The 12,573-nt window shown below is 68.5% G+C and carries 13 protein-coding genes and 3 pseudogenes; 8 read left to right on the top strand and 8 right to left on the bottom strand.

What is annotated here, in order from left to right; all coding sequences use genetic code 11:
• Nucleotides 1-8: 8 nt before the first annotated feature.
• Nucleotides 9-191, top strand: a pseudogene (locus ACFYX4_RS16875) (SDR family NAD(P)-dependent oxidoreductase); the annotation flags it as partial.
• A gap of 11 nt (nt 192-202) precedes the next feature.
• On the top strand, nt 203-628 hold the full coding sequence (locus tag ACFYX4_RS16870; protein ID WP_389332748.1) for an HIT family protein: 426 nt from the start codon (nt 203-205) through the stop codon (nt 626-628).
• A 93-nt stretch (nt 629-721) separates the two neighbouring features.
• On the opposite strand, the pseudogene ACFYX4_RS16865 reads toward ACFYX4_RS16870, so the two are convergent.
• Nucleotides 722-919: pseudogene (locus tag ACFYX4_RS16865) on the bottom strand (MerR family transcriptional regulator); the annotation flags it as partial.
• 154 nt (nt 920-1,073) lie between these two features.
• Here ACFYX4_RS16865 and ACFYX4_RS16860 point away from each other — a divergent pair.
• The gene (locus ACFYX4_RS16860; protein ID WP_389332745.1) at nt 1,074-2,375 is read left to right on the top strand and encodes a hypothetical protein; all 1,302 of its coding nucleotides are present in this window, start codon (nt 1,074-1,076) and stop codon (nt 2,373-2,375) included.
• Nucleotides 2,376-2,617: 242 nt separating this feature from the next.
• On the opposite strand, the gene ACFYX4_RS16855 is transcribed toward ACFYX4_RS16860, so the two are convergent.
• The gene (locus ACFYX4_RS16855; RefSeq protein WP_389332742.1) at nt 2,618-3,145 is read right to left on the bottom strand and encodes a peptidylprolyl isomerase; all 528 of its coding nucleotides are present in this window, start codon (nt 3,143-3,145) and stop codon (nt 2,618-2,620) included.
• 522 nt (nt 3,146-3,667) lie between these two features.
• On the opposite strand from ACFYX4_RS16855, the gene ACFYX4_RS16850 reads away from it, so the two are divergent.
• Complete coding sequence (locus tag ACFYX4_RS16850; protein WP_389333034.1) at nt 3,668-4,069, top strand: hypothetical protein; 402 nt, start codon at nt 3,668-3,670, stop codon at nt 4,067-4,069.
• Nucleotides 4,070-4,213: 144 nt separating this feature from the next.
• A complete protein-coding gene (locus ACFYX4_RS16845; protein ID WP_389332739.1) occupies nt 4,214-4,450 on the top strand; it encodes a hypothetical protein in 237 nt (78 codons plus the stop codon).
• Nucleotides 4,451-4,474: 24 nt separating this feature from the next.
• Here the strand turns inward: ACFYX4_RS16845 and ACFYX4_RS16840 are convergent, their stop codons facing one another.
• The 4 genes from ACFYX4_RS16840 to ACFYX4_RS16825 all read right to left on the bottom strand — a co-directional run bounded on the left by ACFYX4_RS16840 (nt 4,475) and on the right by ACFYX4_RS16825 (nt 7,604).
• Nucleotides 4,475-4,900 (bottom strand): hypothetical protein, encoded by a 426-nt coding sequence (locus ACFYX4_RS16840; protein WP_389332736.1) that lies wholly within the window; start codon nt 4,898-4,900, stop codon nt 4,475-4,477.
• A gap of 272 nt (nt 4,901-5,172) precedes the next feature.
• Entirely contained in the window at nt 5,173-5,658 is a 486-nt protein-coding gene (locus ACFYX4_RS16835; RefSeq protein ID WP_389332733.1) for a hypothetical protein, read from the bottom strand.
• Between the two features lie 113 nt (nt 5,659-5,771).
• The gene (locus tag ACFYX4_RS16830; RefSeq protein ID WP_389332730.1) at nt 5,772-6,317 is read right to left on the bottom strand and encodes a hypothetical protein; all 546 of its coding nucleotides are present in this window, start codon (nt 6,315-6,317) and stop codon (nt 5,772-5,774) included.
• A 636-nt stretch (nt 6,318-6,953) separates the two neighbouring features.
• Entirely contained in the window at nt 6,954-7,604 is a 651-nt protein-coding gene (locus tag ACFYX4_RS16825) for a TetR/AcrR family transcriptional regulator (protein WP_389332727.1), read from the bottom strand.
• A 204-nt stretch (nt 7,605-7,808) separates the two neighbouring features.
• On the opposite strand from ACFYX4_RS16825, the gene ACFYX4_RS16820 reads away from it, so the two are divergent.
• Together ACFYX4_RS16820 and ACFYX4_RS16815 are read left to right on the top strand one after the other, a co-directional pair.
• Nucleotides 7,809-8,945: a VOC family protein gene (locus ACFYX4_RS16820; RefSeq protein WP_389332724.1), complete on the top strand. Its 1,137-nt coding sequence runs from the start codon at nt 7,809-7,811 to the stop codon at nt 8,943-8,945.
• A complete protein-coding gene (locus ACFYX4_RS16815; RefSeq protein WP_389332721.1) occupies nt 8,942-9,889 on the top strand; it encodes a fumarylacetoacetate hydrolase family protein in 948 nt (315 codons plus the stop codon). Before ACFYX4_RS16820 ends, ACFYX4_RS16815 begins: the two co-directional genes overlap by 4 nt.
• A gap of 482 nt (nt 9,890-10,371) precedes the next feature.
• Here ACFYX4_RS16815 and ACFYX4_RS16810 read toward each other — a convergent pair whose 3' ends face one another.
• Together ACFYX4_RS16810 and ACFYX4_RS16805 are read right to left on the bottom strand one after the other, a co-directional pair.
• A complete protein-coding gene (locus ACFYX4_RS16810) occupies nt 10,372-11,415 on the bottom strand; it encodes a zinc-binding dehydrogenase (RefSeq protein ID WP_389332718.1) in 1,044 nt (347 codons plus the stop codon).
• A gap of 77 nt (nt 11,416-11,492) precedes the next feature.
• Entirely contained in the window at nt 11,493-12,179 is a 687-nt protein-coding gene (locus ACFYX4_RS16805) for a hypothetical protein (RefSeq protein WP_389333056.1), read from the bottom strand.
• On the opposite strand from ACFYX4_RS16805, the pseudogene ACFYX4_RS16800 reads away from it, so the two are divergent.
• A pseudogene (locus ACFYX4_RS16800) lies at nt 12,121-12,463 on the top strand (transcriptional regulator); the annotation flags it as partial. The gene ACFYX4_RS16805 and the pseudogene ACFYX4_RS16800 sit on opposite strands and share 59 nt — an antisense overlap.
• Nucleotides 12,464-12,573 lie beyond the last annotated feature (110 nt).

Below are 12,573 nucleotides of genomic sequence, written 5' to 3'. Positions count from 1 at the left end.
CATAACCCTTCGCCCAGGAAGGTGCGCGGGTCTTCGTGACCGGTCGCGACGCCGAGCGCCTCGAGGCGGCCGTGAAGGAGATCGGCCCGGCGGCGACCGGCGTACAGGCCGACGTCACGGCCCTGTCCGATCTGGACGTGCTCTATGACCGGGTGCGCGAGGAGGCCGGGCGCATCGACGTGCTTGTGGCAGGGTTGCCTGCATGTCGTGTCCCTTCTGCCGGCTCATCCGCGAAGACAGTGCGCGATGGGTAGCCCGTGGACCGTCCGCCTGCGCGTTCACTCCACTCGACACTCTCGCTCCAGGGCACACCCTGGTGGTGCCGACGGCTCACTACCGGGACGTCTTCGACACGCCCACCGAGGTGCTGGCCGAGACGGTCGACCTGGTCCAGCGTCTGGCGAAGGCGATGCGCTCCGCCTTGAACGCAACCGGGGTGAACGTCCTCAACGCGAGTGGCCCGGACTCGGAACAGTCGGTACCCCACCTGCACTTCCACGTCGTACCGCGATGGCCCGACGACGGCATCTCCACCTGGCCGAACGGGCAGTCCCGACATCGAATCGCCGGCGACCCGGCCGTGCAGCTCGCCGACGCACTGTCCGCCCCCGAACACCACAGAAGTTGAGCCCTCGGGACCGAACATCGCCGCCCCGCAGTGACACGACGCGCCACCGCCATCGCGCCCTCCCTCCCCGACGGCGGTTGCGTCATGTCTGAGTTCAGCCAGCCGGATCATCTGCGCGGTGCGCTCGCGGTGCACGGCATCCCCGTCGGCCTGGCTCATCGTGACGGCACGTCGCCCGACCTCTCCGGCGAGTTCGGGGAAGTCGCGCATGTTCTCCTCGTACTGGGAGGGCTGCACGCCCTCGAAGAGGTTCTCCGGGCGGTTGATGGTCATGGGGTTGCCGTCCTTCTTACCGGGCCCATGGTTCCAGCGCCCGCGACGATGAACGGACCGCTGCCCGCTGCCCGCTGCCGATTGGCCGGGTCGGCAGGGCTTCGACAGGTCCGTTCCCTCGCATGCCGGTGAGGGCCTCGCCGCGCAGGCCGGCGAGAACTACGGTGCTGGGGTGACTGATCTTGAAGTGGTGGCACGTGGTCTGGTTGGTGGCGGACGCTCCTTTGAACAGCTGAGATGCCATCCGCGGCTTCCGCTGGTGGCCTGCTCGGACTCCGAGCGTCCGGCAGTCCACATCTGGGACTGCGGCGCGGGGCAGCTACGCGAACTCGGCTCGGTAGGCCTCACGTCGAACGCCTATGGAGACGCCTTCGGAGTGGAGCGGGCAGAGCGGACGCCCGCTGTGGCGTGGCATCCGGACCAGCCCCTGCTTGTCGTGACCGGGGAAGACGGAATGCGGCAATGGACTCCCGCTGGGGTCTCCGAACCGGAAGGTGCTCCAGCCGCGGCCTCCTACCTGGGTCTGGCTTTCAGCCCGGACGGGCAGACCCTGTGGGGTTCACCGTCGATTCGCGACGAAGGCGGCGGGTGGGAGAGCTCGGACGTCCTTGACCTCGCCTCCGGAACCATCGGTGCCGGACTCCCGTGGGACACCGGAGTCGCGGAGCATCCCGGGGGCGGACTTGTTGTCACGCTCGCCAGCGACCAGGGGGCCACTCACTGCCTTTTCGCACGCGTCGATCAGGGGACCGCGCCTGCCGTGATGAGGCCGCTCCGCCGGGCGCTGATCCTGGACTGTGACGGCTACGAGACTCCGCTCTTCAGCGCAGACGGACGTCATATGGCGATCCGTGGCAACGCGTACGACAACTCGGTGGAGGTTTTCGAGTTTCCTTCGTTGCACCGGGTTCTGGCCACCACCCTCGGCGACCCCAGCCCTGGCTATCCGTACCCGCAGGAGTGGCTTGACCAGATGGAAGCCTGGTCGCGTCACAACCTCGCCTTCGGATCGCGACCGGGCGTGCTGTGGATCGCAACGCCCGCCGGGGCGCTGGTCGAGGTGGACCTCGAAACCCGGCAAGCGGTCGAGCACGATGTGCTGACCGGGTCCCGCTTGTCCGCGCTGACCGCCACGGCGGCCGGCGAGCTTCTCGTTGCCGGAAGTGGGGGAGAGCTGGTGCTCTTGTCCGTGCTCTCCGGATCCACGCAGACCCGCACCACGAGCAGGGACATCTCCAGGGCCGCAGCCACAGCGTTCCTGGGAGCCACCGCCGAGATTCCGGACGACGGCGGCGACCTGGAGACGCATCTAGTCCTGACCGACGGAACCCGCACATGGGAAGCGGACGATCTGGCAACGGTGACCGCGGCCTGCGCGACAGATCCGACCTGGCTGCAAATTCAAGCCGCCGTCAACAAGGCGCAGGACCAGAGCTTCGGGCCCCCGGCCGGCCACTCCCCGCCTTCGGGATGACTTCGCGAGTTCGACGCCCATTGACTCGGAACGGCGGGTGTCGCCGGGGGTGCTGGGTCGTCGGACGGGGTTGAAGATCAAGACGCGGGACGGTCCCGGCCGCGGGCACCGCCGCGCCGCCATCGACCGCCCTCGTGGTCGGCGCGAGCTGCGGGCAGAGAACACTGTTGTCCGCCAGCAGCGCCCGGGGGTTCCTCTGGCGGCTGCCGGCTCACGGGATACAGGTTGAGGCGTTGCGTTGGTCAGCGGGTCTCGATGACGACCCTCTCGATGACGACGTCCTGGAGCGGGCGGTCGTTGCGAGGGTTGGTTTCCGTGGTGCCGATGGCGTCGACGACCTTCTGGCCGGCCTCATCGGCGACCTCGCCGAAGATGGTGTGCTTGCCGGTGAGCCAGCTGGTGGGCGCGAGGGTGATGAAGAACTGGGAGCCGTTGGTTCCCGGGCCCGCGTTGGCCATGGCGAGCAGGTACGGCTTGGTGAAGGCAAGGTCGGGGTGGAACTCGTCGGCGAACTTGTACCCGGGGCCGCCCGTTCCGTTGCCCAGGGGGTCGCCGCCCTGGATCATGAAGCCCTCGATGACCCGGTGGAACACCGTCCCGTCGTACAGCGGCTGGTTGCTCGGCTGGCCGGTGTCCGGGCTGACCCACTGGCGCTCACCCTTCGCCAGCTCCACGAAGTTGGCCACCGTTTTGGGAGCGTGGTCGGGCAGCAGCCGGATCCGGATGTCGCCCCGGTTGGTCTTCAACGTCGCGAACAGCTCTTCTGCCATGACGATCCTTCGGTGTGCGGCTAACGGGCCTGGCCAGTTTTCCCTGCTCGGCCGACGGCCCCGAGGTGATGACACGGCATCTCACCCACATGAGTGGCCCGAGCCGGGATGGCGGCCAGGTGCCGTCCGAACCCGTGCGCGCACGGTCGACACGGTCGGACTTCGACGGCTCACGGTTCAGCGCGGACCGCTGCGCCGTGCACTGCTGGACACCTCCGTGCTGACCACGGACATCAGCGCGGCCACCCGGCGGCCGACCCCGTCGTCGCTCGTCGCCGGGGCGCCGGCGGGGGAGGTGCGATGCCTGACCCTGGCTCACATGTGGAAGGAGGTAATGCGGGTGCCGGCCGACCGGCACCGTTGGAGCGGCCGGCTCGACCTTGACCGGGCACTGGCGCTGTGGCGGTCCCGGTACGCGCCCGTCCTGTGCGTGGTCGATACCGCTGGCCTGCCGAGAGTTCAGGAGTCGCGTAATCGCCGTAGCCGTCGGCCGATCGTCACCCTGTGTCAGTGCTCTGCGGCATGATGACCGGCGTGAACACCGAGATACTGATAGACGTCTGGCAGCGGCTTCTCGCCGACCCTCGCAAGTCGTGGGTGCTGTTCGAGCATGGCACTTGTGTCGTGCTGACCGCTCCGGAAGGGGAGCTTGCTGAACAGGCAACCGACCTCCTGAAGAAGTTCGGCCCGGCGCATGCAGGATCTTCGGCAGGAGACTTCGGAGTGATCGACCTCAAGGACATCGAGGGATGGGTCGTCACCGGGCATCACAACGACGTTCTTACCTATGTCGGCCCTGATGAGCCTCAGGATCAGTCGCAGATCGCTGTCGGGCTGTTCGGACGTTCCAAGCGCCACCGGGACGGCACCGAGCTTCACGTCGTCCACGTTGAGGACAAACGCGGTTCAGCGGACCCAGCGTAAGTACCGCGCTTCACCGCTGATGGTCACCGGGGCGTATCGGCTCCATGTTCCTCCGGCTCCGGTGACCGGGCGAGTGCTGTTTTGTCGTGGCAACCGAGCGCCTTCGCGATGACGCGAGCCGGGGCCTGGAGGACGAGCTGCCGAATGGCAGAGGTCTTGCCGCGCTGCGGCGGGACGGCGCGGGACTACATGGCCCGGCGCCGGCCGCAGATCCGCGTCGAGGAGGGACGGGGCCGCTCTCGGGTGTTCATACCCCAGTCGCACCGTCCCGGCGTCGACGCGGAGGTCGACTTCGGCGACGTCTACGTGAAGCTGGCCGACGTTTCGCACCGGGCCGGCTCTACGGCACCCCTGCGCACACGAGCATGCCTGCTTCTCTGAACTTGTGCTGGTGAGGTGATCGAGTCAGGAGCGTCCGTGTTCGCGGCTGAGTTCGTGGTAGCCGCGAAAGTCGAAGAAGCGCAGGCCGTCGATCACCGCTCCAGACAGGATTTCCGACAGGGTCCATGGGTGGGTGGTGTAGTCGTCCGTTGCCACGCCTCCATGTTCAAGGAGCAGAGCGATCATTTGATGAACCTCTGCGGTGCCGTCGATCCGCCCGGAGATGTCGATCTGCACCGCCCAAGTGGGGTGATGTCCGATGGCTGCTTCGAGGATCGCCACATCCTCAGGATCCCAGTCGGAGAAGAGGTAGCCGGTCTGCTCATCGTCGATGTCGATGTAGAGGTTGCCGTCCAGAGTCCACGGATCGCGCTGCTCGGGCAGATGCCGATCGAGCGAGGCGACGGTCTCAGCTCGCTCACCTGTGGGAAACACGAAGACGGTTCGCATGGGTTGGAGCGTAGGCAGTTCGGCTTCGTGGCGACCATGGATTTCAGGGGCAGTGCTGGTCCGTCGACGTGGTGGTGCGGCCGGCGATGTCTGCGAAGGTCGGCATGCCTGGATTGACTGTGGAGGGTCGGCGGGCTGCTTCGGCATCGAGCCGGTCCAGCTTGCCCTGCGCGCCGGCATCGAAGTGCCTTCGCAACGGAAAGCAGTCTTGAAGTCGCCGGACAAGAAGCCGTCCCGGGCGTGTCGCGCTCCGGGGCGGCCATTTAGCGTGCCTACTCGGAGAACGCGTAGGTTCGGACGGGGTCGAGGTGCAGTTCGTAGGGCCCGAAGCAGTCTGCCGCTAGCGTCGCGACCGGGGCGCCGCAGGGACAGGCTCGGTTGAGTCCTTCGTCACCCGTCGGCCCGCAGCAGCCGGTGCTGTTCTCCCAGTTAGGCAGCGGTTGAAGGTCGGTGGCGTCCTCAGGGTGTATCAGCACCGTGCCCGGGACGCCCGCAGAGATGACGAAGCCCTCCTCGCGGAAGACCAGCGGCCCTCGGGACTGAGCCGGCTTCGGGTCCTCCTGATCGTCCTGCGCGACGTAGGGAGGTCCCCAGGGCTCGGGATCGATCGCGTAGCGGCCCCGCGGAACGGTGGAGGGTGCCCGGCGTGTCTCCTCGTCCCGGTCGTGTTCGTCGTCGGAGGGGTCGGGGACGGCGGCCAGCTCGGCCAGCTCCGGCGTGATCGCGGTGCCGCACTTGGAACAGAGGAAGACGGTCATCCCCTCGTTGTGGTCCTCAGAACTACTGCTTCGCACCTTCGTTCGGCTGCTCGGAGTCGATGCGCGCGACGACGCTGCGGCGAGCGCACCGAGCACCCCGTAGCCGTCATTGCTCATCGGAGCTCAGGCAGTGGTCCGGAGTTCTTTGGGTAGCAGCCCTCTTCAAGCCGGAAGAGGTACTTCCGGAGGTCTGCGCCGAGCCCTTCAGTGATGTAGGCGGCGAAGTCCCTCAGCCCCTCCGCGGCTTCCCGCTCGTCAGCCCTGTCGCTGGACGACCATGCGGGCAGGAGGGACTCCAGGTAATCGGTAACCCGCCCACGGTCGCGCCACCAGTCCCGAACAACCTCGGGTGTCCATCGGCTGTCGCCGTCGCAGGCATAGCCGCGGTACGGATCTTCCTGGGCTGCGGTCACCAGGTTCAGGACCTCGGCCGTGGTCGCCGGCTGGCGATACACATATTCACCGAAGTACTCGCCGCCGTAGAGCACATGACGCGGTGCGTGCAGCCGGCCCGTCCAACAGTTATCGGCGATGCCGGTATAGAAGGGGCCAGGAACGTTCAACCAGAGCCGGTCCTCCCAACGCCCTCCGAAGGACGCCTCGGGCTCGCCTTCTGGAAGCGCCGCTATCGGTTCCCAGCACAACTCTTCATAGGTCATCCGCGAAGCTTAGGATCCGATGGGAAGGACCATTCGACGTCTGCGCTGCTTCGTCCGGCGTCGCGTCGGATGTCGGGCATGCCGAGGTGGACCGTGGACGGCTGAGTCGCACGCTCGCGCATGGCCTCCAGCTTCTGCGCGGCGGCGGCCATGGTGGTCTCGATGGCGGCGACCCCACCGAGGGACCGCAAGGGTCGCCAAATCTCGTCGAGGAGCATCGTTCATCACGTCCGGTGGCCGTAGTGCCAGGCGATCGGCTTGCTTCTGCTTCTCAGTAATGTGTCGCAAGTTCTCTTTCAGAGCTACGACTTCGTCCAGCCACTGCATCCGGTGGGCCTCTCCGAGCCGCTCACGGGTGTTGGCTGCGAACTCCAGCGGCCGCGGGACCTGGGCGAGGTCGAGGCGCAGCATCGGGCACCGAACGCCCCGTTGGCTGAACGAAGCCTGTAGCAACAGGCCGAGCTCGGCGAGAGCAGGACCAACGCTCTCGGGTGAGAATCCGAAGCAGAAGTTCTCCGTGCCGCGCAAGGCCGCGGTCACGTCGGCGCATTGGAAGGCTCTGCTGCTCCTTCGCGGACAGTGGGGCCCGCTTCGCAAGAGCCGTACGGTCCGCATGCCGGCCAAGGTCAAGGGCGCTCACGTGTCGCCGAGGGTGCCCACCAAATCCAGGTCGGGCAGTTCGAGTGCGCAGATTCGCGAGGCCTCCTCGGCGGGCATGCCGAAGTGCCGCAGCAGTCCCCGCACGATCAGGTCCGAGGACCGTGCGTCGTCGCGGTCGGGCTGGGCGTGCAGCAGGGTTCCCAGGGCCAGTTGGGCGCTGACCGTCATCGCCAGGGCGAGATCGATGTCCTCCACCTCGAATCGCCCGGCTTCGGTCGCGTTCTGGATGTCCCGGCGTGCGCGCGGGCCCAGGCCGCGCTCGAAGCCGGCCACGTCGAGCCCGTGCTGTAGGAGGACTCTGCTGAGCTGCGGGTAGCGGCGATGCAGGCGGCCGGTCATACGGAAGCTCTGGGCGTACGCGACCGCCGGGTCGTCGATCTCCTCGGTGAGCCGGTCCATGAGACCGCCGAACCACTCCATCGCCTCCTCTACCGCGGTGCGGAAGAGGTCCTCCTTGGTGGTGAAGTGGTTGTAGAACGAGCCGACCCCGACGTCGGCCAGCTCCGTGATCTCCAGGACCGCGGCGTCGGTGCGCCCCTCGGCCAGCAGGCGCTGTGCCGCGCACACCAGCGCGTTCCGCGTCCGCGCCCGCCGCTGGTCGACCCGCCGGGACGTCCTGTCGGCCATGGCATCCTCCATCGCACCGCACGCCGATTCAGAGTTGAAGTTATCATCAACTCTTTTGGCCTCCGCGACACCGCCCGCGGACGGTAAATCGGGCACGTCCCGCCCATCTCACCCATCCCGCCCATCCCATTTTCTGAATGTTTCGTCAGTTCTATTGACTGACGTCATCCTCGGAAGTGACGATTTCTTCAGGAGGTGGTGACCATGGTTGTTCATCCCGGCACCCACAACGACCTGCACTCCGAGCAGGGCGCGCTGCCTGGAGAGCATCCAGGGCGCGCGGCGAACCCATTGATCAAGGTCCACGACATCGCGTGGCTGGAGTTCTCCAAGCCCGACCTGGAGCGTGCCGAGGTCTTCGGCAGGGCGTTCGGCTTCGTGACGGCGTACCGCGACGGAGGCGAACTGCATCTGCGGGGCACCCGAGCGGGAGCCCCGTGCGTGATCATCCGCAAGGGCCGCCGGTCACGGTTTCTCGGGCCGGCCTTCCGGGCCGTCGACGCCCGCGATCTGCTGCGACTGGGAGACGCGCTCGGCGCCCGGGTGCTTCCACTGCCCGAGACGCTGGGCGGGTCGGTGGTCGAGCTGGCCGACCCCGGTGGCCTGCGGGTTCGGGTGGTCGCCGACACGGACGAGCTGCCCGCCCTGCCGGGACAGCATCCGCAGCGGTTCAACTTCGGCGGTGACGTCGACCGCGTCAACGGCACCCAGCGGCCGCCCCGTGAGCCGGCCGGCGTGCGGCGTCTGGGGCATGTGGTCCTGGAATCGACGACCTACCGGCGCACCCTGAACTGGTACCTGGAGCACCTCGGCCTGATCGTCAGCGACTTCCTCTACTACGAGGGTCAGCGCGAGCGCGGCCCCACCATGAGCTTCATCCGCTGCGACCGGGGCCCCACCCCCACCGACCACCACACCCTCGCCCTCACGCTGGGGCCCTCCAACCGGTACGTGCACTCGGCGTACGAGGTCACCGACCTCGACGCGCTCGCTGCCGGGGGCCAGTACCTGCTGGGGGAGGGCTACCGGCGCTCCTGGGGGATCGGCCGGCACGTCCAGGGCAGCCAGATCTTCGACTACTGGCGTGACCCCGATGGCTTCCTCGTCGAACACTTCACCGACGGTGACATGTTCGACAGCACGCTGGAGCCGGGCTGGGCACCTATGTCGGCCTCCGGCCTCGCCCAGTGGGGGCCGCCGGCGACCAGGGACTTCCTGGGCATCGCCCCGGGACGGGAGTCGCTGGCCGAGCTGCGCTCGATCCTCACCTCTCTGCGAAACGACGACAACGAGTTCGACCTCGACCGCCTGCGCGGCCTTCTGAAAGTGGCTTCTTCGTGACTATCACCGTCCTCCGCACCCCCGACTCGTGGTGGGTCGCGCTCGACGAGCGCCAAGCCGTCCCCGTCGACACCACCGCGGCCACGACCGCCGAACTGCTGGCCGACATGGCCGCGGTCAGCGCGGCCCGCTCGGGCCGGTCGTCCGCGCAGGCGCGCAGCATCAGCACGCTCCCGCTGGTCTCCCCGGTCACCGCGCCCTGCCGGGTGGTCGCGCAGATGACCAACTTCGTCTCCCACGTACGCGATTCGGGCATGGACCCCGCGACCGTCCCGCTGACCTTCTTCCGCAAGACCTCCGGATCGATCAGCGGCCCCTTCGACGAGATCGTGAAGCCCGCCCACGTCCGGTTCCTCGACTACGAGATCGAACTCGGCCTGGTCATCGGGCGCCCGCTGAGGGTCGGCGCCACCGTGACCGCCGCCGACTGGAAGGACCACGTCGCCGGCCTCGTCATCACCAACGACATCTCCGCACGCGACGTCCAGCTGCCCAAGACCCAGTTCTACGAGGCCAAGTCGTACCCGACCTTCACCCCGGTCGGCCCCTCCCTCGTCCTGCTCGACGCCGACGAACTCGACCGGCTCTCCCAGCTCAGGCTCGTCCTCAAGGTCAACGGCGAGATCCGCCAGAACAGCGACCTCACCGAAATGATCTACAACCCGCTCCAGGCCCTCCAGGAGCTGTCCCGCTTCCAGGCCCTCGCGACCGGCGACCTCATCCTCACCGGCACACCCGGTGGGACGGCCCTCAAAGCTCCGCCGAAACCGGTGGAGATCATCGGCTCCCTCCTGCCTCCCGCGGCCAAGTGGAAGGCGTTCTTCAACACTCAGGCGAAGAACGCCAAGTACCTCCGCGACGGCGACGTGCTGGAGCTGTCCATCCGCACCCCCGACGGGGCCATCGACCTCGGCGTCCAGCAGAACACGGTGAGGTACGCGTGACCACCAGCACCAGCACCAGCACCAGCACCAGCACCAGCACCAGCACGAAGTGGAGCGCAGGCTCAGCGACTTCGCCGTGTTCTGTCGCATCGTCACGCTGGAGGTCGTCGACGTACGCGACCCGCGCGCCCACGCCCTCCACGAACGGGACCTGGGCCTAATCCGGCCCGACCGGCACGTCGCCCGGCGCGCAGACACGGCGCCCGCCGACCCGCTGCGCATCGTCGACCGCATCCGAGGCGCCCGCCGACGGCTACCGGCCGTCGTCCCCCACCGTGGGCACGATGGTCCCGCCGAACTGGCGCTGCGACGGCGTGGCCGAGGTCCGGTTCGGCAGCAGGACCGCCTCTCTGCCAGAACCCTGGTGGCCTACCCCGGTGGCCTCCCTGGTCAGCAGCGCTTCCGGGCCAGTCAGGGGCGACGGCGGTGGGCGGCCGGTGCCAGAGGCGGCGGCACCGGTCACGCGTCCACTTCTCGCTCCGTCAGGGCTTGACGAGGACCTTGAGGCTCTTGCGGTCGGCCATGTCCCGGTAACCGGCCGGAACGCCGCCGAGGTCGGTGGTGGCGTCGAAGACCCGGCCCGGGTCGATGCTGCCGTCGAGGATGGCGGGCATCAGTTCCTCGATGTAGGCGCGGGTGGGGGCCGGCCCGCCCGCCAGGCGGATGTTGCGCCCGAAGAGGCTGTCGAAGCCGATCGGGGCCTGCTCGTACTGCGGGACGCCGACCCGGCTGATCACGCCGCCGGGGCGGACGATGCCGACGGCCTGCTCGTACGCCGGCATGGCGCCGACGCATTCGAGAACCACGTGTGTGCCGTGTCCGCCGGTGAGGTCGCGGACGGCCTCGATGCCTTCCGCGCCCCGTGCGGATACGACGTCGGTGGCACCGTAGTCCCGGCCGAGGTCGGTGCGTGCCTGGTGGCGGCCCATGAGGATGATCTGTTCGGCGCCCAGGAGCCTGGCCGACAGCACGCCCAGCAGGCCGACGGCGCCGTCCCCGATGACGGTGACGCTGGTGCGCTTGTCGACCCCGGCCGCTACGGCCGCGTGGTGGCCGGTGCCGAAGACGTCCGAGAGGGTGAGCAGGGACGGCATGAGCGCCGAGTCGGCGGCGACGGGCAGCTTGACCAGGGTGCCGTCGGCGAGCGGGACGCGGGTGGCTTCGGCCTGGCCGCCCTCTTCCGGCATGCCGTCCCAGAACCCGGCACGCGGGTTCTCGCAGGAGGTGTGCACGCCCTCGCGGCAGAAGACGCAGGTGTTGTCGGAGACGGCGAACGGAGCGACGACCAGGTCACCCCGCTTGACGCTGGTCACCTCGGAGCCGGTGTCCTCGACGATGCCGATGAACTCGTGGCCCATCCGCACCGGGCCGTCCGCCGCCTGCATCGAACCGTACGGCCACAGATCGCTGCCGCAGATACAGGCCGCGGTGATACGGACCAGGGCATCGGTGGGCTCCTGGATCACCGAGTCGGGGACGTCCTCGACCCGGACGTCGCCGGCTTCGTACATGAGGGTTGCGCGCATGAGTGGTTTCTCCTGTCGGGTGAGGTGGTCGGAGTAGAAGGCGAGCGGCGCTCGCGTGGCGGGTGGCCGCGGCTCCCTCAGCGCGCCGTGCTTCCGGCATCGGCAGCAAGAGGAGGAGCGGCATCCGCATCGCTCAGGACGACGGTTTCCCCGCGGTCGCGTCGGTAAAGCAAGGCGATGGTGATCGTCGGGAGCAGGGTCAGCGCGGCGACCGCTGTGCCCACCACGGCGGGACCGGTGGCCCCGAGGGAGGAGTCCAGGGCCATGCCGGCCGCCCACGTGCCGACCACGGTGCCGGCATTGAACGCCGACACCGTCAGGGCCGAGCCCAGGGTGGGCGCCTTGCCGGCGAAGCGGACGGCGAAGGAGATCAGCACCGGGTTCGCACCCAGCCCGAACCGACCCAGCAGCGCCACCAGCACGATGACGGGCACGGAGAACGCGGACAGCACGCAGATCGCCAGCAGCAGGACCGTGGTCACCGCGGCGGCCACGATGGTCGTCGCGTGCGGACGGACGTCCCCGAGCCTGCCCCCGACGAGGAAGCCCGCCAGGGCGCCGACGCCGAACCCGACCAGGACCAGCGGAACGATCCCGGCAGCGAGCCCCGCCCGGTCGGTCAGCAGCGGGGAAATGTAGGAGTACGTCGCCAGCACGCCACCGGTCGTGGTCGCGCAGGCCGCCGGCGCCAGCCAGAGCCGGCCGGCGCTGCTCCGGGCCGAGGCCGGACGAGAGCCCAACGACCGGGCCCTGCGGGAACTCATCGGCGAACTCTCCACGCTCAGCCCCGAGTTCCGCACGCAGTGGGCCGCCCACGATGTCCGCATCCGACACGACGGCGTCAAGTGGCTGCGGCACCCCGACGTCGGTGACCTGGAGCTGACCTACCACTCACTGGGACCTGCCCCTGTCCAACAGGGCGATGCACGACCTGACCGTCTACACCGCCGAACCCGGCACCCCGTCCGAGGAACAGCTCAGGCTCCTGGCCAGTTGGACGGCGACCCGGCCCACGGACAGCGCCAGAGAACCCCGGTACACCAACTGAGACCGCGTCCTACGTGGTTGGCGGACAGTGGCACGCCACGACCACGAGCGCATCACGCGCACCTACCGGAACCCCGAAGTCAGTGTGCGGAGCCACGAGCCAGATCCGCT

This window comes from Streptomyces sp. NPDC002328 (assembly GCF_042890065.1).
Lineage (GTDB): Bacteria > Actinomycetota > Actinomycetes > Streptomycetales > Streptomycetaceae > Streptomyces.
Note: the sequence above shows the minus strand (reverse complement) of the source record. Positions and strands in the feature narration are given on the sequence as shown.

Bases quoted from the DNA above. Each gene is read 5' to 3' on its own strand.
- ACFYX4_RS16830 (WP_389332730.1), bottom strand. From the start codon at position 6,317: ATGACCTATGAAGAGTTGTGCTGGGAACCGATAGCGGCGCTTCCAGAA.
- ACFYX4_RS16825 (WP_389332727.1), bottom strand. From the start codon at position 7,604: ATGGCCGACAGGACGTCCCGGCGGGTCGACCAGCGGCGGGCGCGGACG.
- ACFYX4_RS16810 (WP_389332718.1), bottom strand. From the start codon at position 11,415: ATGCGCGCAACCCTCATGTACGAAGCCGGCGACGTCCGGGTCGAGGAC.
- ACFYX4_RS16820 (WP_389332724.1), top strand. From the start codon at position 7,809: ATGGTTGTTCATCCCGGCACCCACAACGACCTGCACTCCGAGCAGGGC.
- ACFYX4_RS16850 (WP_389333034.1), top strand. From the start codon at position 3,668: ATGATGACCGGCGTGAACACCGAGATACTGATAGACGTCTGGCAGCGG.
- ACFYX4_RS16805 (WP_389333056.1), bottom strand. From the start codon at position 12,179: ATGAGTTCCCGCAGGGCCCGGTCGTTGGGCTCTCGTCCGGCCTCGGCC.
- ACFYX4_RS16835 (WP_389332733.1), bottom strand. From the start codon at position 5,658: ATGACCGTCTTCCTCTGTTCCAAGTGCGGCACCGCGATCACGCCGGAG.
- ACFYX4_RS16870 (WP_389332748.1), top strand. From the start codon at position 203: ATGTCGTGTCCCTTCTGCCGGCTCATCCGCGAAGACAGTGCGCGATGG.
- ACFYX4_RS16845 (WP_389332739.1), top strand. From the start codon at position 4,214: ATGGCAGAGGTCTTGCCGCGCTGCGGCGGGACGGCGCGGGACTACATG.
- ACFYX4_RS16855 (WP_389332742.1), bottom strand. From the start codon at position 3,145: ATGGCAGAAGAGCTGTTCGCGACGTTGAAGACCAACCGGGGCGACATC.
- ACFYX4_RS16840 (WP_389332736.1), bottom strand. From the start codon at position 4,900: ATGCGAACCGTCTTCGTGTTTCCCACAGGTGAGCGAGCTGAGACCGTC.